A 26,055-nucleotide genomic window follows, 5' to 3' on the forward strand; every position below is an offset into this window, starting at 1 on the left:
CGCGGCGGCGCGGGCCAGAATGCGCGACAGCGCGCGCTCGTCGTCGTCGGACGAGGCGCCGCGGCGCGACACGACGCGGCCGAGCGCCGCCTTGGCGGACAGGCCCCAATGCACCAACAGGCCGAGCGAGACCAGCCGGCGGTCGTCGTCCTCGTCCTCGTCGTAATCGTCCTGCGCCTGCGCGGCCACGGGCGGGGCGGCGCGGCGCGGCGCGTGGGTCAGAACGGGCTCGGTCCGCCCGTCACGTCGGGGGGCCGGCGCAAGAGCGTCGTCCTCCGCGTCGTGCGGCCCGATCAGGCCGATCGCGACCGCGAAGGCGCCGAGGCCCGCGACGCCGAGCATGGCCGCCGCCCCGATGCGGGCGACGCCCGAGGTGAAGCCGATCGCGTCCGCGGCCATGGTGAAGAGATCGCCCAGCACGCCGCCGAGCCCGGTCGGCAGCGGCCATCCGGGCGAGGCGGGGAAGAAGCCGACGAAGCCGGCGAGCAGCGCGGCCGAGACCGGCCAGGCGGCGAGCTTCAGCTTCTCGCGCTCGACGGCGCGATGGGTCAGCAGGCGCCAGCCCCAGATCGCCACCGGCAGCACGAAGAAGGCCGCCGCGAGCCCGAACAGCTGGGTGAGAAGATCGGCCACCACCGCGCCGGCGGGGCCGAGCATGTTGTGGATCGGCGCGTCGGTGGCGTGGCTGAGGCTCGGATCCTGCACCGACCAGGTGGCGAGGGCGACGGCCGCAAGCGCGCCGAGGCCGACCAGCGTCAGCCCGCCGAGCTCGACGGCGCGCCGCGCCAGCCCCTCGCGCAGGGCGTCCGGCAGCATGGCGACGGGCTGGAAACCGCGGGAACGCGTGGTCCTCAGCGTCCGCATGGTCACGCTCCCGTCCGCGCGACGGGCCACGCGCCGCCGCCGCGCCGGCCGCGTTTCGTCACGGCCCTGTCCTCACACCACACCCGCATCAACGACGCCAACCTCATGAACGCTTGATCGACACTTCGGCCGGTTTCCACCGAAAAGGTAAAACGGGAGGGTTAAGAGGCGCTTACTTTTCGCCGCCGAAGCGGGCCGGAACGCCGCCCGCCCCAAGAAGGCGAAGGGACCGCGACAGGGCAAAAAGAAAGGCCCCGGAAACCGGGGCCTTTCGCGTCGTGAGTGAGGAGCGGGATCGCTCAGCTGTGATAGGCGCGCTCGCCGTGGGAGATGAGGTCGAGACCCTCGCGCTCCTCCTCCACCGAGACGCGGAGGCCGACCAGCACGTCCACGATCTTGTAGAGGATGAAGCTGACCACGCCGGTCCACACGATGGTGACGGCGACGGCCTTGATCTGGGTCAAGACCTGACCGGCCATGGCGTAGTCGGCGACGCCGACGCCGCCGAGGGCCGGAGCCACCACGATGCCGGTGCCGATGGCGCCGACGATGCCGCCCACGCCGTGGATGCCGAACACGTCCAGGCTGTCGTCATAGCCGAGGGCGTTCTTCACCGTGGTGCAGAAGATGAAGCAGACCACCGAGGCGAAGGCGCCGAGAGCCATGGCGCCGACCGGGCCGGACACGCCGGCGGCCGGGGTGATGGCGACCAGACCGGCCACCAGACCGGAGGCGAGGCCGAGCATGCTGGGCTTACCCTTGGCGGCCCATTCCACGAACGTCCAGGCGAGGCCGGCCGCGGCGGTGGCGACGAAGGTGTTCAGCACCGCGAGCGTGGTGCCCGCGTTGGCCTCGAGGTTGGAGCCGGCGTTGAAGCCGAACCAGCCGACCCACAGCATGCCGGCGCCGATCAGGGTCAGCGGCAGCGAGTGCGGAGCGATGATGTCCTTGCCGTAGCCCACGCGCTTGCCGAGCACCAGCGCGCCCACCAGCGCCGCGACGCCGGAGTTGATGTGCACCACCGTGCCGCCGGCGAAGTCCAGCGCGCCCCAGTTGAAGATCATGCCGTTCGAGTGCCAGACCATGTGGGCGATGGGGAAGTAGCAGAAGGTGACCCACAGCACCGAGAACAGCAGCGCGGCCGAGAACTTGATGCGCTCGGCGAAGGCGCCGACGATCAGGCCCGGAGTGATCGCCGCGAACGTCATCTGGAAGGCGATGAAGACGTATTCGGGGATCACGAAGTCCTTGCTGAACGTCGCCGCGGTGGACTCGGTGGTCACGCCGGACAGGAACAGCTTGGAGAAGTCGCCGATGTAGGCGCCGCCGTCGCCGAAGGCGAGGCTGTAGCCGTAGACGATCCAGACCACCATCATCAGGCAGGCGATGGTGGAGACCTGCATCAGCACCGACAGCATGTTCTTGGCGCGGACGAGGCCGCCGTAGAACAGCGCCAGGCCGGGGATGGTCATGAACAGGACGAGGACCGCCGAGGTCATCATCCAGGCCACGTCGCCCTTGTTGACGGTGGGCACGGGATCGGCGGCGGCGGCGGCGGCCGGAGCCGCGGCGTCCTGCGCGAAAGCCGCGGCGGACATCATCAATCCGGCGGCCAGCGCCGGGGCCCCCCAGCGGAGCACGGAACCGAGTTTCATCGAGCTAGACTCCCGAAGTCGTCGAAATAAGGTGAGGAGGACGCGGTCAGAGCGCTCAGAGCGCGTCGCCGTCGGTTTCGCCGGTACGGATGCGCACCGCCTGTTCGATCGAGTAGACGAAGATCTTGCCGTCGCCGATCTGGCCGGTCTTGGCGGCCGCGGCGATGGCCTCGACCACCTTGTCGACCGAGCCGGCCGCCACGGCGACCTCGATCTTCAGCTTCGGAAGGAAGCTCACCGCATATTCCGCGCCGCGGTAGATTTCGGTGTGCCCCTTCTGGCGTCCGTAGCCCTTCACCTCGGTGACGGTGAGGCCGTGGACGCCGATGCCGGTGAGGGCGTCGCGCACCTCGTCCAGCTTGAACGGCTTGATGATGGCCATCACGAGTTTCATGCGTCGCTTCCCCGTTGACCTATCGGCCGGTCCCGCCTCGGAGGCGGCCATGGGCCGATCGACTGTTGCGTGTTCGAGGCGCCCGGCCGACCGATCCTTCGGCCGCCGAGCCCCGCCGATCCGCTTAATTCAAGGGTCGTGCCAACTGCCCGGGAAGGGTGAGAAAGCTTGATTCCGAACACGCATCGCGCGTCCGTAGAGCCGCCTTTCGCGTCGCCGGCCGGAAAATGCCTATGAAACGCACTGGATGCCCATTTCACGTGCAGAGAAATGAGGCGCCGGAGGGGCCGCGCTCAGGAAATGAGCATGACGGAGCCGCGACACGAGTCAGTCGCGCCGGCGCCGCCGGATCAGGCCCTCCTGCGCCACCGACGCCACCAGCTCGCCGCCCTCGGTGTAGATGCGCCCCCGCGTCAGGCCGCGGGCGCCGCCGGCGAAGGGGCTGTCCTGGGTGTAGAGCAGCCATTCGTCGGCCCGGAACGGGCGGTGGAACCACAGCGCGTGGTCGAGGCTTGCGGCCATGATCTCGCCCGAGAACACCGTGTCGCCATGGGCGACGAGCGCGGTGTCGAGCAGCGTCATGTCGGAGGCGTAGGCCAGAACGCACTGGTGGATCGCGGGATCGTCCGGCAGCGGCGCGGTGGCGCGGATCCACACGCTCTGGAACGGCGGCCGGGGCTTTCCGTCGAGGAAGCGCATGGGGTCGGCGTGGCGCAGCTCGATCGGCCGCTCGCGCTCGAAATAGAGCCGGATCGCCTGCGGCATGGTGGGCATCAGCTGCTCCTTCAGCGCCTGCTCGCTGGGAAGCTCCTCGGGCCGGGGCACGTCGGGCATGTCCATCTGGTGGGAATAGCCCTCCTCGTCCCGGTGGTAGGAGGCGGCCATGGAGAAGATCGCCTGGCCGTGCTGGATCGCGTTCACCCGCCGGGTGACGAAGCTGCGGCCGTCGTGGATGCGGTCGACCTCGTAGATGATCGGCGCCTTGGGGTCGCCGGGGCGCATGAAATAGCCGTGTAGCGAATGGGGCGGACGGCCGTCCACGGTGCGGGTCGCGGCCACCAGCGCCTGCCCCACCACCTGCCCCCCGAACACGCGCTGCCAGTCCGTCTGCGGGCTCAGGCCCCGGAACAGGTTGCGCTCCAACGGCTCCAGATCGAGAATCCTGAGCAGATCGGCGACGGCGGACATGGCGGCTCCCTCACGGTCTCAACGTCTGGAGTGATGGCAGGCGCCGGGCGCGCGTCAACCCGAACCCTCGTCCCGAAGCGCCGCCCGTCGTGCTATGAGAGGCTCCATGACCGCGCCCGACCGCTCCGCCCCGATCCATGACCTCGCCATCGCCGGCGCCGGCGCCGCGGGCCTCGCGCTCGCGGTCGCGCTGACGGCCGAGCTCGGCCCCGGCGTCCGGGCGGTCGTGTTCGATCCCGCGCTGGCGCGCGACCGGCCCCGGGACGACGGCCGCGCCTCCATGATCGCCGCCGACGGCCGCCGCCTGCTGGAGCGCGCGGACGCCTGGCCTGCAACGGCCCATCCGGTGGCGGGGCTCCGGATCACCGACAGCCGGCTCGAGGACGCCCTGCGCCCCACCTTTCTGGAGCTCGGGCAGGACCAGCCGGCGGACGAGCCCTTCGCCCATATGGTCTCCGACGCCGACCTGCGGGCGGCGCTGTCGGCGCGCGCGGAGGCTCTCGGCGTCCGTCTCGATCCGCGCGCCATCCGCTCCCACGCCGCCTCCGCCGGCGGCGTGACGCTCGGCCTCGACGACGGCGGCGAGGTCCGCGCGCGCCTGCTGGTCGCCGCCGACGGCGCCCGGTCGGGCGTGCGCGCGCGCGAAAAGATCGCCGTCAGCGCCTTCCCCTACGACCAGACGGCGCTGGTGGCGACGCTCGCCCATGAGGCGCCCCATGGCGACGTGGCCGTGCAGCATTTCCTACCCGGCGGGCCGTTCGCCATGCTGCCGCTCGCCGGGAACCGCTCGTCGCTCGTGTGGAGCGAGCGGCGCGCCAGGGCGGCGGAGATGGTCGCGCTCGACGACGACGCCTTCGTGGCGGAGGTCGCCAAGCGCGCCGGCCCCGATTTCGGCGCGCTGACGCTGGCCGGGCCGCGCAGCGCGTTCCCGCTGCGGTTCCTGATCGCCCGCAGCTTCGTCGGCCGGCGCGTGGCGCTGATCGGCGACGCGGCGCATGTGGTGCATCCGCTCGCGGGACAGGGGCTCAATCTCGGCCTGCGCGACGTGTCGGCGCTGACGCGCGTCCTTGGCGAAGCCGCCCGTGCCGGCGAAGACCTCGGCGCGCCGGCGACGCTCTCCGCCTACGAGAGCGCGCGCCGCTTCGAGGTGGCGGGCTTCGCCACCGCCATGGACGGGCTCTACCGGCTGTTCACGTCCCCGCTCGCGCGGCCGCTGCGCGACGTGGGCATGGGGCTGGTGGACCGCGCGCCCGGCCTCAAGCGCCGCATCGTGGCGGCGGCCTCGGGCCTGTGACGGGCGGCCGAACCTGAAATCGCCACGAAGGTCGCGTCACGTTCCGGCTCGACCCGCGCGCGGCGGGCGCTAGCTTCCCGCGCCGCGCCGTTCGGCGCACCCAATCCGCGCCCCTTTTCCCACGAGGCCGCCACCGCGATGTTTGCTTCCCGCCTGTCCGCCGCTCTCCTGTTCGGTCTCGCCGCCTCTCCGGTTCTGGCGCAGCAGACCAACATGACGGACGTGCCGCCGCCCCCGGCCGGTCTGGCCCAGCCCGCGGCCGCGAACCGCGGCGTGCCGGTGGCGAAGCTGACCCCCGCGCAGCGCGCCACGCTCGGCCGCATCAGCGACTACGTGAACTCCATCCAGACCATGGTCGCGAACTTCACCCAGGTGGGTCCGGACGGACGACGCACCACCGGCACGCTGTTCCTCGACAAGCCGGGCAAGATCCGCTTCCAGTACGCCGCCCCGAGCCAGCTCGAGATCATCTCGGACGGCGACTCGGTGGCGGTGCGCAACCGCAAGCTCAACACCCAGGACCTCTACCCGCTCAGCCAGACGCCGCTGCGCTTCCTGCTGCAGCGACGCATCGATCTGCTGCAGGACGCCAACGTGATCGGCGTGTTCCAGGATCCGGAGATCGTCTCCGTGATTCTGGAGGAGAAGCGCGCCATCGGCGGCCGGTCCCAGCTCCAGCTCATGTTCGGCGGCGCGGACTACACGCTGCAGTCCTGGACCGTGACCGACGCCAAGGGCGGCGAGACCACTGTCGCGCTCGACGGCATCGACACCTCCCGCAAGCCCGACCCGCGTGTGTTCCGCATCAACCGCCAGGGCGTGGTGCGGGGCGGCCCGCGCTGAGCGCGATTTTTCCGCGCCTCACGTCGTCGTGTCCTTGACGGATGGGGTGGGCGTGACCATCTCGCTGATCGAGCGAAGCTGAATTGACGCTCCCCGCGTTTCCCCCGTCGCGGGCGGCGTAAGAAGCTTCGTGGCGCCGGCCATCACGCGCCGGCATAAAGCGCGTCAGGCGCGGGCGTCCGACCTTTCCCCCGGGGTCGGACGCCTTTTTTGTTTGGGCGCGGGCGCGCGGCCGCTACAAGCGGGACTCCCGCCGCCAGCCCGCGATCCCCGCCCATGCCCGTCCGCATCGCCACCTGGAACATCAACTCCGTGCGCCTGCGCATCGGGCTCGTGGAGCGGCTCGTCGCCGAACACGACATCGACGTGCTGTGCCTGCAGGAGACCAAGTGCCCGGACGACAAGTTCCCGCTGTCGGACGTGCGCAAGATGGGCTTCGAGCACGTCGCTATGCACGGGCAGAAGGGCTACCACGGGGTGGCGACCTTCTCGCGCTTTCCCTTCGTCACCACGGCGAAGGAGCGTTTCGCCGACAAGGACGACGCCCGGCATCTCGCCACCACCTTCGCGGCCGGCCCGCTGGAGGGCGTGACGCTGCACAACTTCTACGTCCCCGCCGGCGGCGACGAGCCGGACCCGATCCTCAATCCGAAATTCGCCCACAAGCTGCAGTTCCTGAAGGAGCTGACCGACTGGTCGGCGCGGATCGCCGACGCGCCCGGCCGCATCCTGGTGGGCGACCTCAACATCGCGCCGGCGCCGGACGACGTGTGGAGCCACAAGCAGCTCCTGAAGATCGTCAGCCACACGCCGGTGGAGACCGAAGGGCTCGACGCCATGCGCGAGACCGGCCGCTGGGTCGACGCCGTGCGCCGCCACGTTCCCTATCCGGAAAAGCTCTACTCCTGGTGGAGCTACCGCGCCGCCGACTGGGACGCCGCCGACAAGGGCCGCCGCCTCGACCACGTCTGGATGAGCGCGGACGTCGCCGATCGCACCACCGCCGTCGAGACCCTGCGCTTCGCCCGCGGCTGGGACCGCCCGTCCGACCACGTGCCCGTGATCGTCACGCTGGGGTGACGGCGCGAGGGCCTCTTACCTTGTCCCGGCCTTGAGCCGGGACCCAGAACCTCTGGTGTTTCCGAAAAAGCGCGTCGGACGGGGAGCTTTGTTCCCACGGGTCGGCGTTTATGGGTCCCGGCTCAAGGCCGGGACAAGAAAAGGGGGCGCAGCGCCTTCGGCGGCGTGAGCGGCGTCCTGCCCCCTCAGCGCTGGCAGCGGGCGCAGAAGAAGGTGGAGCGGCCGGTCTGGACCACGCGCTCCACCACGCCGCCGCAGCCGGGCGTCGGGCAGGGCTCGTCCTCCCGGTCGTAGACCCGGAAGGAGTGCTGGAAATAGCCGAGCGCGCCGTCGGCGTGGGAGAAGTCGCGCAGGGTGGAGCCGCCGCTTGCGATCGCCTCCTCCAGCACGACGCGGATGTCGCCGGCGAGGCGCTCCGCCTCGGCCTCCGTCAGCGAGCCCGCCGCGCGCAACGGCGACAGGCCGGCGCGGTGCAGCGCCTCGCAGACATAGATGTTGCCGAGGCCCGCGATCAGCCGCTGGTCGAGCAGCGCGGCCTTGAGGCTGGTCTTCTTGGCGCCGAACAGCGCCTTCAGCCGCGCGCCGTCGAGCGCGTTGCCGAGCGGCTCCAGCCCCACGTGGCGGAACAGCGGATGCGCCTCCAGGCCGGCGCGCGGGATCAGCGCCATGAAGCCGAAACGGCGGGGGTCGTTGTAGGTGACGGTGGCGCCGCCTTCGAGCCGGAAGGCCACGTGGTCGTGGGTCGCCGCCTTGGAGCGGGGATGGTGGAACGCGCCCGGCGCCGCGGCGTCCGTCGCCGTCTCCACCCGGAACGAGCCGGACATGCCGAGATGCATCACCAGCGTCTCGCCGTCGTCGAGATCGGCGAGCAGATATTTGGCGCGCCGCCCGAGCGCGGCGATGGTGCGCCCGGTCAGCCGCTCGGCGAACCGTTCGGGGAAGGGGAAGCGCAGGTCCGGCCGCCGGGCCTCGACGCCGACGATCCGGCGGCCCTCCATGGCGGGCGCGAGGCCGCGGCGCACCGTCTCCACTTCGGGCAGTTCGGGCATTGCGGACACCTCGCCGGACGGGGGCCGCCTGTCTAGCGCCCGGAAACCGCCCGCGCTAGGTTCCGCCCCGACCGGGGCGCGCCGCCCCGCAGCAGGAACGCCCATGACCCGCGCCGACGCCGACCTCGAAGCCACCCACTTCGGCTATTCCGAAGTGCCGCTGTCGCGCAAGCAGGGGCTGGTGGACGACGTGTTCCACAAGGTGGCCTCCCGCTACGACCTGATGAACGACCTGATGTCCGGCGGCCTGCACCGGGCGTGGAAGTCGGCCATGGTGACGGCGCTCGGCCTGCCGCGGGGGCCGCGCGGCTTCAAGCTGCTGGACGTCGCCGGCGGCACCGGCGACATCGCCTTCCGGGCGCTGAAGCGCGGCGGGACCGGTGTCGGCGTCACCGTGTTCGACATCAACGGCGCCATGCTGGACGTGGGCCGGGCGCGGGCGCGGGAGCTGAAGCTCGACGACCGGGTGGAGTTCGTGCAGGGCAACGCCGAGGAGCTGCCGTTCGAAAGCGGCTCGTTCGACGCCGTGACGATCGCCTTCGGCATCCGCAACGTGCCCCGCATCCCGATGGCGCTGAAGGAGATGCGCCGGGTGCTGAAGCCCGGCGGCCGCACGCTGGTGCTGGAGTTCTCCAAGGTGGACGTGCCGGTTCTGGACAAGGTCTACGACGCCTTCTCCTTCGGCGTGATCCCGCAGATCGGCCGGCTGGTGGCGGGCGACGCCGAGCCCTACCAGTATCTGGTGGAATCGATCCGACGCTTCCCCGACGCCGAGACCTTCGCCGACATGATGCGCGAGGCCGGCTTCGACCAGGTCACCGCCACGCCCTACACCGGCGGCGTCGCCGCGCTGCACATGGGCTTCCGGATTTGAGCGTGACGGCTCCTCACGAACACGCGCGCTCCCTCTTCTCCGCGGAGCATGGCGCCGGCGCCCCCGCGTCCGGCCGTCCATGCTGAGCGCGCCCGCCAATCTCGTCCGCCTGATCCGCGCCGGCGTCGTGATGGCGCGCGAGGGCGCGCTCCGGCTCGCGGACCCGATCGACCTGCCGCCGGCGGTCCGCACCCTGCTCCGCCTCGGCCGGCTGATCGAGAAGCGCGGCGCGGCGGACGGCGGCGAGGGCCTCGCCCGAGCGCTGCAGCGGCTCGGGCCGTCCTACGTCAAGCTCGGGCAGTTCCTCGCCACGCGGCCGGACGTGGTGGGCGTGCGCACCGCGCGCGATCTGGAGCGGCTGCAGGACAACGTGGACCCGTTCCCGCGCGCGATCGCCGAGACGGCGGTGGCCGAGGCGCTGGGGGCGCCGGTGTCGCGGCTGTTCGCGAGCTTCGGCGAGCCGGTGGCGGCCGCCTCGATCGCGCAGGTGCATCCGGCGGTGGTGCGCGACGCGTTCGGCGAACGCCAGGTGGCGGTGAAGGTGCTGCGCCCCGGCGTGCCCCGCCGCTTCGGCCGCGACCTCAAGGCCTTCTACGCCAGCGCCCGGCTGATCGAGCGCTTCGTCCCGAAGACCCGGCGGCTGAAGCCGGTGTCGGTGGTGGAGACGCTCGCCCGCTCCGTCGCCATGGAGATGGACCTCCGGCTCGAAGCCGCCGCCCTGTCCGAGATCGCCGAGAACACCGCCGCCGATCCCGCCTTCCGGGTGCCGGCGGTCGACTGGGAGCGCACCGCCCGCGGCGCGCTGACCATGGAATGGATCGACGGCGTCAAGCTCTCGGACCGCGAGGGGCTCGCCGCCGCCGGCCACGACCTGCCGGCGCTCGGACGCCACGTGATGCAGACCTTCCTGCGCCACGCCATGCGCGACGGCTTCTTCCACGCCGACATGCACCCCGGAAACCTGTTCGTGGATTCGTCCGGCGCGCTGGTCGCGGTCGATTTCGGCATCACCGGCCGGCTCGGCAAGAAGGAGCGCCGCTTCCTCGCCGAGATCCTGCACGGCTTCATCGTGCGCGATTACCGCCGCATCGCGGAGGTGCATTTCGAGGCGGGCTACGTGCCGCCGGACCAGTCGCTGGACGAGTTCGCCCGCGCGCTTCGGGCCATTGGCGAGCCGATCCACTCCCGCACCGCCGACCAGATCTCCATGGCGAAGCTGCTGACGCTGCTGTTCGAGATCACCGAGCTGTTCCAGATGCAGACCCGGCCCGAGCTGCTGATGCTGCAGAAGACCATGGTGGTGGTGGAGGGCGTGGCGCGCTCGCTCGACCCCAAGCTCGACATGTGGGCGACCGCCGCCCCCGTGGTGCGCGAGTGGCTGGAGCGCAATCTGGGGCCGGTCGGCTTCGTGGAGGAGGCCTCGGGCAACGCGCGCGACCTGCTGCGCGGCCTCGCCCGCGCGCCGGACCTGCTGCTGCGGGTCGAGCGCCTCGCGACCGACATGGAGGACACCGCCCGCCGCGGCGTCACGCTCGCGCCCGAGAGCGTGCGGGCGGTCGAGCGGGCGACGGCGCGCCGTTCGCTGCGCGGCGACCTCGCGCTGTGGGCGATCGCGCTGCTGCTCGCGGCCTATCTGTTCGCATGACGGAGCGCCTGTCATGATCCCGCGTCCGCGAACCGCTCTCCCGCCCCGACAGGACAGCCCGCGCCCATGACCCAGTCCCGCATCCTGCTCGTGATCGGCGGCGGCGTCGCCGCCTACAAGACGCTGGACCTCATCCGGCGGCTGAAGGAGCGCGGCCATGGGGTGCGGGCCATCCTGACGCCGGCGGCGGCGGAGTTCGTGACGCCGCTGTCGGTGGGCACGCTCACCGCCGAGCCAGTGTTCCGGGAGCTGTTCGACCTCACCGCCGAGCAGGACGTGGGCCACATCCGCCTCGCCCGCGACGCGGACCTGGTGGTGATCGCGCCGGCGACCGCCGACCTGCTCGCCAAGATGGCTGCGGGCCTCGCCAACGACCTCGCCTCCACCGCGCTGCTGGCCACCACCGCGCCGATCCTCGCCGCGCCGGCCATGAACCCGACCATGTGGGCGCACCCCGCGACCCAGCGCAACGTGGACTGGCTGACGGGCCAGGGCGTCGCCTTCGTCGGCCCGGAGACCGGGCTGATGGCGGAGCGGGGCGAGAGCGGGCTCGGCCGGATGAGCGAGCCGCTCGCCATCGTCGCGGCGGTCGAGGCCGCGCTCGCGCGCCGGGGCGACCAGCCGCTCAAGGGGCGGCGCGTGCTCGTCACCTCCGGCCCGACCCACGAGCCGATCGATCCGGTGCGGGTGCTCGCCAACCGCTCCTCCGGACGGCAGGGGCACGCCATCGCGGCCGCCGCGGCCGCCGCCGGCGCCGACGTGACGCTGGTGTCCGGGCCGGTGTCGATCCCCGATCCGGCCGGCGTGCGCGTGGTCGCGGTCGAGAGCGCGCGGGAGATGCTGGCGGCGGTGGAGCAGGCGCTGCCGGCCGATCTCGCCATCTTCGCCGCGGCGGTGGCCGACTGGCGGGTGGAGACGGATTCCGCGCAGAAGATCAAGAAGGGCGCCGGCGGGCCGCCCACGCTTCGGCTGGTGGAGAACCCCGACATCCTGGCGAGCGTCGCCCGCCGCGCCGAGGGGCGGCCGCCTCTGGTGGTCGGCTTCGCCGCCGAAACCCAGAACGTGATCGAGAACGCCCGCGCCAAGCTCGCCCGCAAGGGCTGCGACCTGATCGTCGCCAACGACGTCTCGCCGGAGAGCGGCGTTATGGGCGGCGACCGCAACACGGTGGCGCTGGTCAGCGCCGAGGGCGTCGAGCGCTGGGACGCCATGACCAAGGAGGCGGTGGCGCAGGCGCTGATCGCCCGCTTCGCCACGCGCCTGACGGGAGCCTCCGCGTGATCGAGCTTCGCATCCTCCGTCTGGCCCACGCCGAGGGCCTGCCGCTGCCGGCCTATGAGAGCGAGGCCGCGGCGGGGCTCGATCTGGCGGCCGCCGTTCCCGAAGACGCGCCGATTCCGATCGCGCCGGGCGAACGCGCCCTTGTCCCGACGGGACTTGCGCTCCAGTTCCCCATAGGCTTCGAGGCTCAGGTCAGGCCGCGGTCGGGGTTGGCGCTCCGGCACGGCGTGACGGTGCTCAACGCGCCCGGGACCATCGATGCGGACTATCGCGGCGAACTGAAAGTGCTGCTCGTGAATTTCGGGCAGGAGACGTTCACCGTGACGCGCGGAGCGCGTATCGCCCAGCTCGTCGTGGCTGCGGTGGCGCGCGCCGCGCTCGTGGAAGCCGGGGGGCTGGACGCCACATCGCGCGGCGATGGAGGCTTCGGCTCGACTGGACGATGACGCCGGAGGTACGGACCCAATGAACTTGCTGCCGCGCCGCAGCCTTCTCGCCGTCGCCGCCGTCGTCGACATCGCGTATCACGCCCGGCCGACCCCGATCGCCGCCAAGACATTGGCGGCGCGTCACGGCCTGCCGCCACGGCATCTGGAGACCCTGCTGCAGGTGCTGGTGCGCTCCGGTATCCTGAAGGGCGTGCGCGGCCCACGCGGCGGCTACGAGCTCGCCCGCGAGCGCCGGCGCATCACCATCGCCGACATCATCCGCGCCGCCATGGGCGAGGCGGACGACGTGGAGGGGATCGAGGCCGACGGCGCCGAGGACGAGTCGTCCCGGCTGGTGACCTCGGTGGTCAAGCCCATGATCCGCTCGGCCTCCGAGAGCTTTCTGGAGAAGCTGGACGAGATCAGCGTCGAGGACCTGTGCCAGGAGGCGGAGCGCCGCCACGTGTTCGGCGACAACCGACCGGTCTATGATTTCACGATCTAGTACGGTGTAATTTTCTCTTTATCGACATTCTTATGTGGCTTTGCTAGCGTGTTTTCGAGACAAGCAAAGCCGCGCCGGACGCCCCGCCACGGGCGCCAACGATCTCCGGCGCCTGAGGAGACGCGAACGTCATGACCCAGCCCGCTGTGAAACCGTCCGAGACGGCGGCGCGCGCCCCCGGCCGCGGCCGCATCTACGACAGCGTCACCGACACCGTCGGCGACACCCCGCTGGTCCGGCTCGACCGCCTCGCCAAGCACAAGGGCGTGAAGGCGAACCTGCTGGCGAAGCTTGAGTTCTTCAACCCGATCTCGAGCGTCAAGGACCGCATCGGCGTCGCCATGATCGACGCGCTGGAGCGCGACGGCGTGCTGAAGCCCGACAGCGTGCTGATCGAGCCCACCTCCGGCAACACCGGCATCGCGCTCGCCTTCACCGCCGCCGCCCGCGGCTACCGGCTGATCCTGGTCATGCCCGAGACCATGTCGATCGAGCGCCGCAAGATGCTGGCGCTGCTCGGCGCCGAGCTGGTCCTGACCGAGGGGCCGAAGGGCATGAAGGGCGCCGTCGCCAAGGCGCAGGAGCTGCTGAAGGAAATCCCGAACGCGGTCATCCCGCAGCAGTTCGAGAACCCCGCCAACCCCCAGATCCATCGCGAGACCACCGCGGAGGAGATTTGGAACGACACCGACGGCGCGATCGATTACGTGATTTCGGGCGTCGGCACCGGCGGCACCATCACCGGCGTCGGCTCGCTGCTGAAGGAGCGAAACCCCGCCGTCCGCATCGTGGCGGTGGAGCCGGAGGATTCCCCCGTGCTGTCCGGCGGCCAGCCCGGCCCGCACAAGATTCAGGGCATCGGCGCCGGCTTCGTGCCGGGCATCCTCGACCGCGCGGTGATCGACGAGGTGGTGACGGTCGGCAACCAGACCGCGTTCGAGACCGCCCGTCTCGTGGCCCGGATCGAGGGCGTGCCGGTGGGCATCTCGTCCGGCGCGGCCATCGCCGCGGCGCTGGAGATCGCCGCCCGGCCCGAGGCCGCCGGCAAGAACATCGTGATCATCATCCCGAGCTTCGCGGAACGCTACCTGTCCACGGCCCTGTTCGAAGGGCTCTGAGCGCTCCGTTTCCAGCCTGAGACGCCCCGCCGCCCGGCCCTCGCGCCGGGCGGTTTCGTGTCGGCAAGGGGGATGTCGCGGCGGCGTCATGCGCGCCGCCTATTCTCTCCACGCGCGTTTCGCGGTAAGGCTTGGAGAGATTGCGCGGCGACGCCTCGTGCAGGAGCCCAAGACCGACCCGTGACCGACACGTCCGAATGACAGCCAACGCCCCCAAGCTCTTCGTCAAGTCCTACGGCTGTCAGATGAACGTCTACGACGCGGAGCGCATGGCGGATGCGCTGGCGCCGGAAGGCTATGTCGAGACGCAGTCGGCCGAGGACGCCGATCTCATCATCCTGAACACCTGCCACATCCGCGAGAAGGCGGCGGAGAAGGTCTATTCCGAGCTCGGCCGCATCCGGAAGATGAAGCAGGAGACCGGCCGCGCGCCCAAGGTGGCGGTCGCGGGCTGCGTCGCCCAGGCGGAAGGCGCCGAAATCCTCAAGCGCGCGCCGGTGGTCGATCTGGTTATCGGGCCGCAGAGCTACCAGCGCCTGCCCGAACTGCTGCGCGAGGCGGCGGAAGGTCGCCGGCCGGTGGACACCGATTTCGCGGTCGAGGACAAGTTCGAGCGCCTCGCCAAGCCCTCGCCGAAAGCCATCGCGTCGCGCGGCGTCACCGCCTTCGTCACGGTGCAGGAGGGCTGCGACAAGTTCTGCACCTTCTGCGTGGTGCCCTACACCCGCGGCGCGGAAAGCTCGCGGCCCGCGGCCCAGCTCATCGCCGAGACCGAGCGGCTGGTCGCGGCCGGCGTGCGCGAGGTGACGCTGCTCGGCCAGAACGTGGACGCCTATCACGGCGAGGGGCCGGACGGGCGCACATGGTCGCTGGCGCGCCTCATGCGGGCGCTGTCGGAGATCGAGGGGCTGGCGCGGCTGCGCTACACCACCAGCCACCCCCGCGACATGGACGACGAGCTGATCGCCGCCCATCGCGAGCTGCCGAAGCTGATGCCCTATCTGCACCTGCCGGTGCAGTCGGGCTCGGACCGCATCCTCGCCGCCATGAACCGCAAGCACACGGCGGACGAGTATCTGCGGCTGATCGACCGCATCCGCGCCGCGCGGCCGGACCTCGCGCTCTCGGGCGACTTCATCGTCGGCTTCCCCGGCGAGACCGACGCCGATTTCGAGGACACGCTCGCCATCGCCCGCGACGCGGCCTACGCCAGCGCCTTCACCTTCAAGTACAGCCCGCGCCCCGGAACGCCGGCGGCGGACATGGACGGGCAGGTGCCCGAGGCGGTGAAGGACGAGCGGCTGCAGCGGCTTCAGGCGCTGATCTCCGCGCAGCAGGCGGCCTTCGCCCGCTCGCTGGTCGGCCGCGAGATCGACGTGCTGCTGGACCGTCCGGGCCGCTATCCGGGCCAGCTCGCCGGCCGTTCGCCCTATCTCCAGCCGGTCCAGATCACGGCGCCCGGCGCCGTGGTCGGCGAGGTGATCCGCGCCGTCGTCACCGACACCGGCGCGAACAGCCTGTTCGCCGCGCCCGCGGGCGGCGCGCGCGACATTCTCCCTCAGCCCGCGGAGGCGATCGCTTGAGCGTTGAGACCACCTCCAAAGGTTTCGATCCGCTGAAAAACGCCCCCACGGCCAATCCGCGCAAGCCCGGCTTCGCGCGCGAGGCCCCGACCTCGCCCGCCGAGGTGACGCTCGCCTTCGAGGACAACCGCCACGCCTCCAGCCTGTTCGGCAGCCACGACCAGAACCTCGCCTTCCTGGAGCGCCGCCTCGGCGTGGAGGCGACGGTGCGCGGCAACCACGTGGGCCTGCGCGGCCCGGCGGACGCCTGCCGGCAGGCCAAGCGGGTGCTGGAGAACCTGTACGACCGCGTGCGACGCGGTGAGCCGGTGACGCTCGGCGACGTGGACGGCGCCATCCGCCTGACCACCTCCCAGGGCCAGCTGTTCCCGTCCGACGGCGAGGGCCCCCGGCCCGGCTTCGCGCAGGTCTCCACCCGCAAGAAGACCGTGGTGGCCCGCACCGCCGCGCAGGACGCCTACATCCGCTCGCTCGCCAAGCACGAGCTGGTGTTCGCCACCGGCCCCGCCGGCACCGGCAAGACCTACATCGCCGTCGCCTGGGCCGCGGCGTTGATCGAGCGCGGCGAGGCCGACCGCATCATCCTGTCCCGGCCCGCGGTCGAGGCCGGCGAGCGTCTCGGCTTCCTGCCCGGCGACATGAAGGAGAAGGTGGACCCCTATCTCCGCCCGCTCTACGATTCGCTCTACGACGTGATGCCCGCCGAGAAGGTTGAGCGCGGCATCGCGTCCGGCATGATCGAGATCGCGCCGCTCGCCTTCATGCGCGGCCGCACGCTCGCCAACGCCGTGGTGCTGCTGGACGAGGCCCAGAACACCTCGTCCATGCAGATGAAGATGTTCCTCACGCGCCTCGGCGAGAACAGCCGCATGATCGTGACCGGCGACCCGACCCAGATCGACCTTCCGCCCGGCCAGGTCTCGGGCCTCGGCGAGGCGGTCGCGCTGCTGGAGAACGTCGAGGGCATCGGCGTCACCCGCTTCAGCTCCGCCGACGTGGTGCGCCATGAGCTGGTCGCCCGCATCGTGCGCGCCTATGAAGGCGCCCACGACAGCCCGGAGGTCTGACGCGAAAGCGATGAGCCCGGATCGATCTCCCCCCGTCGCGCTCGAAACCGTGCGCGACAGCGACCTCTGGACCGCCCTGCCCGACGCCGAGGCCATCGTCGCCCGCGCCGTCTGGGCCGCCTTCGCGGAAGGCGAGCTCGAAGCCCGCCCCGACGCGGAGCTCGCGGTGACGCTGGCCGACGACGCCCGCGTGCGCGAGCTGAACACGGACTGGCGCGGCAAGGACGCGCCCACCAACGTGCTGACCTTCCCGGCCTTCGAGCCCGACGAGACCGCGGACGCGCCCATGCTCGGCGACGTCATCCTCGCCTATGAGACGGTGGAGCGCGAGGCGGCCGCCGAAGGCAAGGCGGTCGGCGACCATCTGGCCCATCTCGTGGTCCACGGCGTGCTTCACCTGTTCGGTTACGACCATATCGACGACGCCGAGGCGGAGGAGATGGAGGCTCTGGAGACCCAGGCCCTCGCCCTCATCGGCGTGGCCGACCCTTACGCGGACGCCGACGCCGCGACCTCCCTGGAAAGCTGAACGGTTCCGACACCATGTCCTCCTCCGACTATCCCTCTCGCGACCGAGCGTCCCAGACGCACGACGGCGAGGCCCGCCAGGACAGCTGGGTGGATCGATTACGCTCCTTCGTGGGGCTCGGCGCCGCGCCGACCCTGCGCGAGGCGCTGGCCGAAGCGATCGAGGACCCGGCGGACGACGCCTCGGTCACCCCCCAGGAGCGGGCGCTGCTGCGCAACGTGCTCGGCCTCCACGACACCCGGGTGGACCACGTGATGGTGCCCCGGACCGAGATCAAGGCGGCGCCGGCGGACATCTCCTTCGCCGAGCTGCTGCAGGCCTTCCTCTCCGCCGGCCACTCCCGGCTGCCGGTGCACAACGGCTCGCTCGACGAGCCCGCGGGCATGGTCCACATCAAGGACGCGCTCGGCCGGATCGCCGGCGCTTCTGGCCCCAACGGGCTGGCGCCGGGCGCGCTCGACTTCGCCGCCCGCATCGCCGACCTCGACCTCATCCGCCCGGTGATCTACGCGCCGCCCTCCATGACGGTGATGGACCTGCTTGCGCGGATGCAGTCCCAGCACGTGCATCTGGCGCTGGTGGTGGACGAGTATGGCGGCGTCGACGGCCTCGTCTCGATCGAGGATCTGGTCGAGACGATCGTGGGCGACATCGAGGACGAGCACGACGACGCGGTCGAGGCGCGGATCGCCCCGGACGGCGCCGGCGGCTTCGTGGCCGACGCCCGCGCGTCGCTCGAGGATGTGGCGGAGGCCGTGGGGCCGGAGTTCGACGTCTCCGACTTCATCGACGACGTGGACACGATCGGCGGCCTGATCGTGACCCTCGCCGGCCGGGTGCCGGCGCAGGGCGACGTGATCGCGGGGCCCGGCGGACGGCTGATCGAGGTGCTCGACGCCAACCCGCGGCGGGTGCTGTCGGTGCGCATCTCCCGGCCCGAGCGCGATCCCGAGCGCGACGGCGACGAATCGGATACGTCCGGCAAGGACGCCGCCAACGCGGCCTGATCGCCCGCCACGGATCGGCGCGATCCATCGGGGCTCGACCGCCATGACGCGCCGCTCGCCGCTCGCCGCCCTCGCGCAGGCCATCACGCTGGCCGACGGCTGGCGCCGCGTCACGATCGCCTTTTCGGCGGGCGCGGCCTCGGCGCTCGCCATGCCGCCGCTGTCGCTCTGGCCGGTTCTGGCGCTGAGCTTCCCGGTCGCGATCTTCCTGATCGACGGCGCCTCCGGCGCGAGCCGGGTCCGCGCCATCCTGTCCGCCGCCCTCCTCGGCTGGTGGTTCGGCTTCGGCTATTTCCTCGGCGGCCTGTGGTGGATCGGCTCCGCCTTCCTGGTGGACGCCGACATCTTCGGCTGGCTGCTGCCGCTCGGCGTCGCCGCCCTGCCCGCCGGCCTCGCGCTGTTCCACGCCGCGGGCTTCGCGCTCGCCCGCGCGCTCTGGAGCGGCGGACCCGCCCGCGTGTTCGCCTTCGCCGGCGCGCTCGGTCTGGCGGAGACGCTGCGCGGCCACATCCTGACGGGCTTTCCCTGGAACGCCTTCGGCTACGCGCTGGCGGACCAGAGCTGGTTCGGCCAGTTCGCCTCGGTGGTCGGCGTCGAGGGCCTGACCTTCATCGCCCTCGCCGTGTTCGCGGCGCCGGCCGCGCTCGCGGGCGCGAGGCCCGCGTGGCGGGGGGTTGCGGCTGCGGCGCTGACGCTCGCAGGGCTCGCCGCCTTCGGCGCCGCGCGCCTCGCCTCGGGACCGACGGAATACGACCCGCGCGTCACGGTGCGCGCGATCCAGCCGGAGATCCCGCAGGACATCAAGACGCAGGAGACCCAGCGCGACGCCATCATGGACGCTTATCTCGCCCTGTCCGACGAGGCGCGCGGCCCGGAGACCCGCGGGCTCGCCGACGCCACGCTGACGGTGTGGCCGGAATCCGCCTTCCCCTTCCTGCTGTCGCGCACGCCGGAGGCGCTGTCGCGGATCGCGGGAAGCCTCGCGCCCGGCGCGACGCTCGCCACCGGCGCCGTGCGGGGCGAATTGCGCGCGGACGGGACGCCCGAATTCTGGAACGCGCTCCACCTCGTGGGCGACGACGGCGCGATCCACGCCACCTACGACAAGCTGCATCTGGTGCCGTTCGGCGAGTATCTGCCGTTCCAGTCCCTGCTCGAGGCGATCGGGCTGCAGCAGCTCACCCGGCTGCAGGGCGGGTTCTCGGCCGGCGACCGCGCCACGCTGATCGCCCTGCCCCAGGGGCCGCGCTTCCGGGCGCTGATCTGCTACGAGGCGATCTTCCCCGGCGAGGTCCAGCGCGGCGAACGGCCGGACTTCCTGTTGAACGTCACCAACGACGCCTGGTTCGGCCACACGCCCGGCCCGCTGCAGCACGCGGCGCAGGCGCGGGCGCGCGCGATCGAACAGGGACTGCCGCTGGTGCGCTCAGCAAATGGCGGCGTCTCCATGGTGGTCGATTCTTACGGCCGCGTGCTTGCGGCCCTTCCGCTTGGCCAGCGCGGCGTCGTGGACTCCCGTCTCCCCTCGAAAATTGCGCCGACGATTTACTCCACAACTCGGGGTATGTTATTTTTTGTCTTTCCCATTGTTTTCATGCTCGTCGCAGTCCTGCGACGGCGCAGTGTTTGACAATCCCAAGGAGACGCCGACTAATGGCGCCGCTACGCCATAAGTTGGCGTCGGGACGTCGAACGCCCGTGGTCGTTCGTGCGCACAACGTTGAAATCTTGTACGGCGGGGGCGCGCCGCACGGAGGGACCGCGAGGAGAATAGAACTATGATTAAGAAAACGCCGAACCCGGTCGACAAGCATGTCGGCAGCCGGGTCCGAATGAGGCGTGTCTTGATCGGGATGAGCCAGGAAAAACTTGGCGAAGCTCTGGGCATCACCTTCCAGCAGATCCAGAAATACGAGAAAGGCGCGAACCGCATCGGCGCAAGCCGCATGCAGCAGATCTCGAACGTTCTGGGCGTGCCCGTCTCCTACTTCTTCGACGACGCCCCCGGCGCCGAGTCCGCCCAGGGCGGACTGGCCGAAGCGCCCGGATCCGACTACGTGGTCGACTTCCTCTCCACCACCGAAGGCCTTCAGCTCAACAAGGCGTTCGCGCGCATCTCCAACGCCAAGGTGCGGCGCAAGATCGTGGAGCTGGTGGCCTCGCTCGCGGACACGGAGCCCGCGGCCGGCTGACCGCCGGCTCGCCTTGACCCGCCGGATCGCTTCTGCGAAGAACGAAGCGTTCGTTCTAACGAACGCCTTTGTTTTTTCGACCGGAGCTTTGTCTTGGCCCGCGCAGATTACCTTTTCACGAGCGAGTCCGTTTCCGAAGGTCATCCGGACAAGGTCAGCGACCGGATCTCCGATGAGGTCGTCGACCTGTTCCTCGCGGCCGCTCCCGAGGCGCGCGTCGCCTGCGAGACGCTGGTGACCACGAACCGCGTGGTCATCGCCGGCGAAGTGCGCGGGCCGGAGAGCATCACCCACGACCGGATCGAAGAGGTGGCGCGCAAGGCCATCAAGGAGATCGGCTACGAGCAGGACGGCTTCCACTGGGAGAAGGCCGAAGTCGCCGTGTATCTCCACGCCCAGTCGGCGCACATCGCCCAGGGCGTGGACGCCGCCGACAACAAGGACGAGGGCGCGGGCGACCAGGGCATCATGTTTGGCTACGCCTGCCGCGAGACGCCGGAGCTGATGCCGGCGCCGCTCTACTACAGCCACAAGATCCTGAAGCGCCTCGCCGAGGTTCGTCACAGCGGCGAGCAGCCCACGCTGGCGCCGGACGCCAAGAGCCAGGTCACCGTGCGTTACGCCGGCGGCAAGCCGGTGGGCGTCACCTCGATCGTGCTGTCCACCCAGCACACCGACGAGGCCCAGACCTCCGAGGACATCCGCGCCATCGTGGAGCCCTACATCCGCGAGACGCTGCCGGACGGCTGGATCTCGCCCGAGACCGCGTGGCACGTGAACCCGACCGGCTCCTTCGTCATCGGCGGCCCGGACGGCGACACCGGCCTCACCGGCCGCAAGATCATCGTGGACACCTACGGCGGCGCGGCGCCCCACGGCGGCGGCGCCTTCTCCGGCAAGGACCCCACCAAGGTGGACCGCTCCGCGGCCTACGCCGCGCGCTACCTCGCCAAGAACGTGATCGCGGCCGATCTCGCCGACCGCGCCACCATCCAGCTGTCCTACGCCATCGGCGTGTCGGAGCCGCTGTCGATCTATGTGGATCTGCACGGCACCGGCCGGGTCGACGAGGCCAAGCTCGAGAAGGTGCTCGGCCAGGTCATCTCGCTGAGCCCGCGCGGCATCCGCCAGCACCTCAAGCTGAACCGCCCGATCTACGCCCGCACCGCGGCGTACGGCCATTTCGGCCGCGCTCCGGAAGCGGACGGCGGCTTCTCCTGGGAAGCGGTCGATCTGGTCGACGCGCTGAAGTCCGCGCTCGGCTGAGCGTCAGGCGCGGCCGCGTCGGGCGGCATGGGGTGATGGCGTGATGTCCGACGACGCGACGCGTTACGAGGGATCGTTTTTCGGCCGGAGGCGCGGCAAGCCGTTGCGCGCCGGCCGGGCGGCCCTGATCCAGGACGACCTTCCGGAGCTGAAGGTCGATCTCTCCGCCGTGCCGGACGATCTCGGCGCGCTGTTCCCGGTTCCGGTGCGCGAGGTGCGGCTGGAGATCGGCTTCGGCGGCGCCGAGCATCTGCTGCACGAGGCGTCGGAGAACCCCGACGTGGGCTTCATCGGCGTGGAGCCGTTTCTCGCCGGCCTCGCCAAGGGCCTCGCCGGGGTCGAGCGGCTCGGCCTGCGCAACGTGCGGCTCTACGACGACGACGCCACGCAGCTGCTCGACGTGCTGCCCGAGGCGTCGCTCGCCCGGGTCGATCTGCTCTATCCCGATCCCTGGCCCAAGACCCGGCACTGGAAGCGCCGCTTCGTGTCGGACCAGAATCTCGGCCGCATCGCCCGCACGCTGAAGCCCGGCGCGCCGTTCCGCTTCGCCTCCGACATCGACACCTATGTGGCCTGGACGCTGGCGCACGCCCGCCGCTCGCCGGACTTCGAGTGGACGGCGACCACGGCGGACGACTGGCGCCTGCCCTGGGCCGGCTGGCCCGGCACCCGCTACGAGGCCAAGGCGATCCGCGAAGGCCGCAAGGGCAATTATCTGGTGTTCCGCCGGCTCTGACGGCCGGCCGCGTCAGCCGTAGCGGTGCAGCGTGGCGCCGTGGGCCTTGAGCCAGGCTTCGGCCCGCTCGTAGTCGGAATAGATCGACGCCACATGGGCCCAGTAGCGCGGCCCGTGGTTCATCTCCCGCCGGTGCGCCACCTCGTGGGCGGCGAGATAGTCCAGCACATGGGCCGGCGCGAGGATCAGCCGCCACGAGAAGGCGAGATCGCCCGTGGACGAGCACGACCCCCAGCGGGTGGTGGTGTCCTTCAGCGTCACGCGACCGACGGAGACGCCGAGCGCGGCGGCGTGGCGCGTCACCGCCGCCAGCAGGTCCTTGCGCGCCTCGCGCTTCAGGAAATCGGAGACCCGGCGAGCCACATGGGGCGCGTGGCCGTGGACGGCGAGCACCGGAGATCCGCTGTCGGGATCCGGCTCGATCCGCACCAGCCCGCGCGCGCCCTCCCGCAACACGATGCGGTGGCCGACGCCGCGGATGGGCGTCAGTTCGCCCGGCGCGAAGGGAATGCGGTCCGGCAGCCGCGCGAGGCGCTGCTCGATCCAGTCCACATGCCGCTCCACGAAGTCGCGCGCGGCGGCGATCGGGGTGCGCGCCGGCAGCGTCAGCGTCACGTCCCGGGCCGCGGCCCGCACCCTGAGCGTCATGCGCCGCGCCTGCGCGGTGCGCCGCACGGCGATCGCCACCTCGCCCAGCCGGGTCGCCACCGTCAGCGCGTCGCTGACGGCGCGCGGCTCGGGGCGTCGGACGGGGGCGCGGAGGCCAAGGGCGCGGAGCAGGGACATCGGCTGCGGGAGGCTTTCGGCGGACGGGCGAGAGCATCGAAACGAATCAACGCTTAACCGGACTTTAACCGCGCCGATTCCCGCGAGGCGAGCCCTTCACGCGCCGGTCGCCATCCCATCCACCGCCGCGATCAGCCGGACGATGTCCTCGTCGCGGGACAGGCGATGGTCGCCGTCCTTGATCAGCGTCACCACCACGTCGTCCTCCGCCAGCCGCTCCACCAGCTTCATGGCGTGCTCCCACGGCACGTCCACGTCGCGCATGCCCTGAAGGATGTGCACCGGCGCGCCCACCACGACGGGCGCGTCCAGGATGAGGTGGCGGCGGCCTTCCTCGACCAGCGCGCGGGTGATGGGATAGGGGCCGGGCGCGTACTCGCTCGGCCGCATCCAGCGGCCGGTCTCGAGGATCTCGCGGCGGGTCTCGTCGGAGAACCGGTCCCACATCAGCGCCTCGGTGAAGTCGGCGGCGGGCGCGATCAGCACCAGCCCGGAGGGCGGCGCGGCCATGCGGCGGGCGGCGAGCAGCGCGATCCAGCCGCCCATGGACGAGCCCACCAGCACCGGCGCCGGGCCGGCGAAGGCCGCGATCGCGGCGACAGCGTCCTCGAGCCATGTTCCGATGGTGCCGTCCTCGAAGGCGCCGCTGGAGGCGCCGTGGCCGGAATAGTCGAAGCGCAGCACCGCACGGCCCGTCCGCTCGCCCCACTGGTCGATGGCGGTGGCCTTGGTGGCGGTCATGTCGGAGCGGAAGCCCCCGAGCCAGACCACGCAGGGGCCGGCGCCCGGCCGGACCAGCGCCGCGATCTCGCGCGCCTCCGCGCCCTCTCCCACGGTCAGGACCTTGCGTTCCGGCGCCGTCATCGGTCGTCTCCTGAAGAATGAGGCCTGCTGGATCGGCGGCGTCAGACGACGCCGAGCACCCACAGCCAGAACGACACCGTGACCACCGACAGCGCGGTGGAGACGGCGACGGCGGCCGAGGAGGTCTTTTCGCCCACCTTGTAGCGCGCCGCCACCAGATAGGCGTTCACGCCGCTCGGCATGGCGGCGAACAGCACCGCGACGCCGGCCCAGACCGGCGGCACGGGCAGCGCATGGACCGCGAGCAGCCAGACGATCAGCGGGTGGACGATCAGCTTCAGCCCGCTGATCACCAGCACCGGCTTCACGTCGCCGCGCATGCCGTAGCGCTTCAGCGCGAGCCCCATGGCCACCAGCGCGCAGGGGCTGGCGGTGGCGGCGAGCTGGTCGACGATCGCCTTCAGCGCCCCGGAGGGCGCGAAGCCCGCCGCCTGCGCCGCGAGGCCCGCCGCGAGCGCCACCACGATCGGATGGGTGAGGATGGTGCGGGCGAGCCGGCCCGCCATGGCGAAGCCGCGCCGCTCCGCGCCCGCGGTCTCGATCTGCAGCGTCACCACCGTCATCATGATTGGCAGATGGATCGCGAGCAGCAGGAACAGCGGCGTCGCGCCCGTCGCGCCATAGGCCTGCAGGATCAGCGGCACGCCGACCAGAACCGTGTTGGACTGGCCCGACGCGAAGCCGTGGATCGCCGCCTCCCGCCGCTCCCGGCCGAACAGCCGCGACGCGCACAGCATGCCGAGCGTCCACACCACCGCGACGCCGGCGAAATAGGCCGCCCAGTAGCCCCAAGGGTTGTGCTCCACCGCGCCGCCGGTGGCGAGGGTGCGGAAGATCAGCGCCGGGATCGCGAGCAGGAACACGTAGTCCGACAGGCCGTCGCCCGCGCGCTCGCCCATCAGGCGAAGCTGCGCCGCGCCGTAGCCGAGGCCGATGAGGCCGAAGGTCGGCAGCACGATGGCGAGGAGTTCGGTCATGGAACGGGCTCACGCGCGCCGAACGGCCGGGCGTCCCCGATTAGGACACCCGGCCGGGGCCGGTCAACGCGCAGGCGTCGAAGCTGGGGACAGCGCGCCTCGGGGCGGGATTTTGCGATCGGTTTAGCCCATCCTTAAAGCCTCGGGGGCAGGTTCGGGCCGACGTTCCCGCCGCCGAAGGATCTGGAAGGACAAGCGCCCCGCATGAGCGCGACCGCGAGCATCGCCGACGATTGTGAGGCGCCGGACCCGGCGCGGCGGATCGCCGTCGCCGCGCACGAGATCCGCACGCCCCTCGGCGGCATCCTGGCGCTCGCCGACCTGCTGCTGGCCGAGGAGCTGTCGGAGGCCGCCCGCGGCCACGCCGCCGCGCTGAAGACCTCCGCCGAACATCTGCTGAGCGTCGCGAGCGCGCTGCTGGGCGCCGACATGGCGCCGCGCCGGCCGGAGGAGATCGGGCTCGACGCCTTCCTCGCCCGCGTCGCTCCCGCGATCGAGGCCCGGGCGCGCGCCAAGGGCCTCGCCTTCACCGCCGGCCGCGCTCCGGAGACGCCCGAGCGGGTGATCGTGAACGAGGCGGCCCTGCGCCAGATCGTCGAGAACCTCGCCGACAACGCCCTGCGCGCCACCACGGCCGGAACGGTCGCGCTCGCGCTCGAACGCGTCGCCTGCGATGGCGCCGGCGTCACGCTGCGCGTCGTGATGCGGGACACCGGCCCCGGCCTCGGGCCGACGCCCGAGCGGCTGTTCCAGCCCTTCGTGCAGGGCGAGACCGCCCGCGGCGCGGCGGGGCTCGGGCTGGCGCTGGTGGCGGCGATCGCGCGCGGCAT

Annotated in this window: 26 protein-coding genes; 18 read left to right on the forward strand and 8 right to left on the reverse strand. The window is 71.4% G+C overall.

The window, feature by feature from the left end; all coding sequences use genetic code 11:
• The 4 genes from ACFQ4O_RS05300 to tesB all read right to left on the reverse strand — a co-directional run.
• A partial coding sequence (locus ACFQ4O_RS05300) for a DNA translocase FtsK 4TM domain-containing protein (protein ID WP_378774617.1) occupies positions 1 to 864 on the reverse strand: 864 nt, incomplete at its 3' end.
• 299 nt (positions 865 to 1,163) lie between these two features.
• On the reverse strand, positions 1,164 to 2,519 hold the full coding sequence (locus tag ACFQ4O_RS05305; RefSeq protein WP_378774618.1) for an ammonium transporter: 1,356 nt from the start codon (positions 2,517 to 2,519) through the stop codon (positions 1,164 to 1,166).
• Positions 2,520 to 2,574: 55 nt separating this feature from the next.
• Positions 2,575 to 2,913 carry a P-II family nitrogen regulator gene (locus ACFQ4O_RS05310; RefSeq protein WP_271202982.1) on the reverse strand — a complete coding sequence of 113 codons (339 nt, stop codon included), beginning with the start codon at positions 2,911 to 2,913 and terminating at the stop codon, positions 2,575 to 2,577.
• 327 nt (positions 2,914 to 3,240) lie between these two features.
• Positions 3,241 to 4,101 carry an acyl-CoA thioesterase II gene (tesB, locus tag ACFQ4O_RS05315; protein WP_378774619.1) on the reverse strand — a complete coding sequence of 287 codons (861 nt, stop codon included), beginning with the start codon at positions 4,099 to 4,101 and terminating at the stop codon, positions 3,241 to 3,243.
• A gap of 106 nt (positions 4,102 to 4,207) precedes the next feature.
• Here tesB and ACFQ4O_RS05320 point away from each other — a divergent pair, with 106 nt between their 5' ends.
• The 3 genes from ACFQ4O_RS05320 (at position 4,208) to ACFQ4O_RS05330 (ending at position 7,318) form a co-directional block, all read left to right on the forward strand.
• Complete coding sequence (locus ACFQ4O_RS05320) at positions 4,208 to 5,395, forward strand: FAD-dependent monooxygenase (protein ID WP_378774620.1); 1,188 nt, start codon at positions 4,208 to 4,210, stop codon at positions 5,393 to 5,395.
• A gap of 138 nt (positions 5,396 to 5,533) precedes the next feature.
• The gene (locus ACFQ4O_RS05325; protein ID WP_378774621.1) at positions 5,534 to 6,238 is read left to right on the forward strand and encodes an outer-membrane lipoprotein carrier protein LolA; all 705 of its coding nucleotides are present in this window, start codon (positions 5,534 to 5,536) and stop codon (positions 6,236 to 6,238) included.
• Between the two features lie 276 nt (positions 6,239 to 6,514).
• Positions 6,515 to 7,318 carry an exodeoxyribonuclease III gene (locus tag ACFQ4O_RS05330; protein ID WP_378774622.1) on the forward strand — a complete coding sequence of 268 codons (804 nt, stop codon included), beginning with the start codon at positions 6,515 to 6,517 and terminating at the stop codon, positions 7,316 to 7,318.
• A 185-nt stretch (positions 7,319 to 7,503) separates the two neighbouring features.
• On the opposite strand, the gene mutM is transcribed toward ACFQ4O_RS05330, so the two are convergent.
• Positions 7,504 to 8,367, reverse strand: a complete 864-nt coding sequence (gene mutM / locus ACFQ4O_RS05335) for a bifunctional DNA-formamidopyrimidine glycosylase/DNA-(apurinic or apyrimidinic site) lyase (RefSeq protein WP_378774624.1) — start codon at positions 8,365 to 8,367, stop codon at positions 7,504 to 7,506.
• A gap of 103 nt (positions 8,368 to 8,470) precedes the next feature.
• Here mutM and ubiE point away from each other — a divergent pair, with 103 nt between their 5' ends.
• The 14 genes from ubiE (at position 8,471) to trmB (ending at position 22,598) form a co-directional block, all read left to right on the forward strand.
• The gene (gene ubiE, locus ACFQ4O_RS05340) at positions 8,471 to 9,241 is read left to right on the forward strand and encodes a bifunctional demethylmenaquinone methyltransferase/2-methoxy-6-polyprenyl-1,4-benzoquinol methylase UbiE (protein WP_378774625.1); all 771 of its coding nucleotides are present in this window, start codon (positions 8,471 to 8,473) and stop codon (positions 9,239 to 9,241) included.
• 79 nt (positions 9,242 to 9,320) lie between these two features.
• Complete coding sequence (ubiB, locus tag ACFQ4O_RS05345; protein ID WP_378774626.1) at positions 9,321 to 10,886, forward strand: 2-polyprenylphenol 6-hydroxylase; 1,566 nt, start codon at positions 9,321 to 9,323, stop codon at positions 10,884 to 10,886.
• Between the two features lie 66 nt (positions 10,887 to 10,952).
• Entirely contained in the window at positions 10,953 to 12,167 is a 1,215-nt protein-coding gene (gene coaBC / locus ACFQ4O_RS05350; RefSeq protein WP_378774627.1) for a bifunctional phosphopantothenoylcysteine decarboxylase/phosphopantothenate--cysteine ligase CoaBC, read from the forward strand.
• Entirely contained in the window at positions 12,164 to 12,613 is a 450-nt protein-coding gene (gene dut, locus ACFQ4O_RS05355) for a dUTP diphosphatase (RefSeq protein ID WP_378774628.1), read from the forward strand. Before coaBC ends, dut begins: the two co-directional genes overlap by 4 nt.
• A 19-nt stretch (positions 12,614 to 12,632) precedes the next feature.
• Complete coding sequence (locus ACFQ4O_RS05360; protein ID WP_378774629.1) at positions 12,633 to 13,100, forward strand: RrF2 family transcriptional regulator; 468 nt, start codon at positions 12,633 to 12,635, stop codon at positions 13,098 to 13,100.
• Positions 13,101 to 13,231: 131 nt separating this feature from the next.
• Positions 13,232 to 14,218, forward strand: a complete 987-nt coding sequence (gene cysK, locus ACFQ4O_RS05365) for a cysteine synthase A (RefSeq protein WP_378774630.1) — start codon at positions 13,232 to 13,234, stop codon at positions 14,216 to 14,218.
• Positions 14,219 to 14,415: 197 nt separating this feature from the next.
• Positions 14,416 to 15,801 (forward strand): tRNA (N6-isopentenyl adenosine(37)-C2)-methylthiotransferase MiaB, encoded by a 1,386-nt coding sequence (gene miaB, locus ACFQ4O_RS05370; RefSeq protein ID WP_378774631.1) that lies wholly within the window; start codon positions 14,416 to 14,418, stop codon positions 15,799 to 15,801.
• The gene (locus tag ACFQ4O_RS05375; protein ID WP_378774632.1) at positions 15,798 to 16,868 is read left to right on the forward strand and encodes a PhoH family protein; all 1,071 of its coding nucleotides are present in this window, start codon (positions 15,798 to 15,800) and stop codon (positions 16,866 to 16,868) included. Before miaB ends, ACFQ4O_RS05375 begins: the two co-directional genes overlap by 4 nt.
• 10 nt (positions 16,869 to 16,878) lie before the next feature.
• Positions 16,879 to 17,397: an rRNA maturation RNase YbeY gene (ybeY, locus tag ACFQ4O_RS05380; RefSeq protein ID WP_378774633.1), complete on the forward strand. Its 519-nt coding sequence runs from the start codon at positions 16,879 to 16,881 to the stop codon at positions 17,395 to 17,397.
• A gap of 14 nt (positions 17,398 to 17,411) precedes the next feature.
• Complete coding sequence (locus ACFQ4O_RS05385; RefSeq protein WP_378774634.1) at positions 17,412 to 18,404, forward strand: hemolysin family protein; 993 nt, start codon at positions 17,412 to 17,414, stop codon at positions 18,402 to 18,404.
• 43 nt (positions 18,405 to 18,447) lie between these two features.
• On the forward strand, positions 18,448 to 20,034 hold the full coding sequence (gene lnt, locus ACFQ4O_RS05390; RefSeq protein ID WP_378774635.1) for an apolipoprotein N-acyltransferase: 1,587 nt from the start codon (positions 18,448 to 18,450) through the stop codon (positions 20,032 to 20,034).
• A 148-nt stretch (positions 20,035 to 20,182) separates the two neighbouring features.
• Positions 20,183 to 20,596, forward strand: coding sequence for a helix-turn-helix domain-containing protein (locus ACFQ4O_RS05395; protein ID WP_378774636.1), 414 nt, complete (start codon positions 20,183 to 20,185; stop codon positions 20,594 to 20,596).
• A 93-nt stretch (positions 20,597 to 20,689) separates the two neighbouring features.
• Positions 20,690 to 21,862 (forward strand): methionine adenosyltransferase, encoded by a 1,173-nt coding sequence (metK, locus tag ACFQ4O_RS05400; RefSeq protein ID WP_378774638.1) that lies wholly within the window; start codon positions 20,690 to 20,692, stop codon positions 21,860 to 21,862.
• A 43-nt stretch (positions 21,863 to 21,905) separates the two neighbouring features.
• On the forward strand, positions 21,906 to 22,598 hold the full coding sequence (gene trmB, locus ACFQ4O_RS05405; RefSeq protein WP_378774639.1) for a tRNA (guanine(46)-N(7))-methyltransferase TrmB: 693 nt from the start codon (positions 21,906 to 21,908) through the stop codon (positions 22,596 to 22,598).
• Positions 22,599 to 22,610: 12 nt separating this feature from the next.
• Here the strand turns inward: trmB and ACFQ4O_RS05410 are convergent, their stop codons facing one another.
• The 3 genes from ACFQ4O_RS05410 to ACFQ4O_RS05420 form a co-directional block, all read right to left on the reverse strand.
• Positions 22,611 to 23,384 carry a M48 family metallopeptidase gene (locus ACFQ4O_RS05410; RefSeq protein ID WP_378774640.1) on the reverse strand — a complete coding sequence of 258 codons (774 nt, stop codon included), beginning with the start codon at positions 23,382 to 23,384 and terminating at the stop codon, positions 22,611 to 22,613.
• Between the two features lie 96 nt (positions 23,385 to 23,480).
• Positions 23,481 to 24,248, reverse strand: coding sequence for an alpha/beta hydrolase (locus tag ACFQ4O_RS05415; protein WP_378774641.1), 768 nt, complete (start codon positions 24,246 to 24,248; stop codon positions 23,481 to 23,483).
• Between the two features lie 41 nt (positions 24,249 to 24,289).
• A complete protein-coding gene (locus ACFQ4O_RS05420) occupies positions 24,290 to 25,225 on the reverse strand; it encodes an AEC family transporter (protein WP_378774642.1) in 936 nt (311 codons plus the stop codon).
• A 204-nt stretch (positions 25,226 to 25,429) separates the two neighbouring features.
• Between ACFQ4O_RS05420 and ACFQ4O_RS05425 the strand changes: the two genes are divergently transcribed.
• Positions 25,430 to 26,055, forward strand: a 626-nt coding sequence (locus ACFQ4O_RS05425; RefSeq protein ID WP_378774643.1) for a sensor histidine kinase, incomplete at its 3' end; no start/stop codon positions are given.

Origin of the sequence: Methylopila musalis, assembly GCF_042679725.1 — a bacterium.
GTDB lineage: Bacteria > Pseudomonadota > Alphaproteobacteria > Rhizobiales > Methylopilaceae > Methylopila > Methylopila musalis.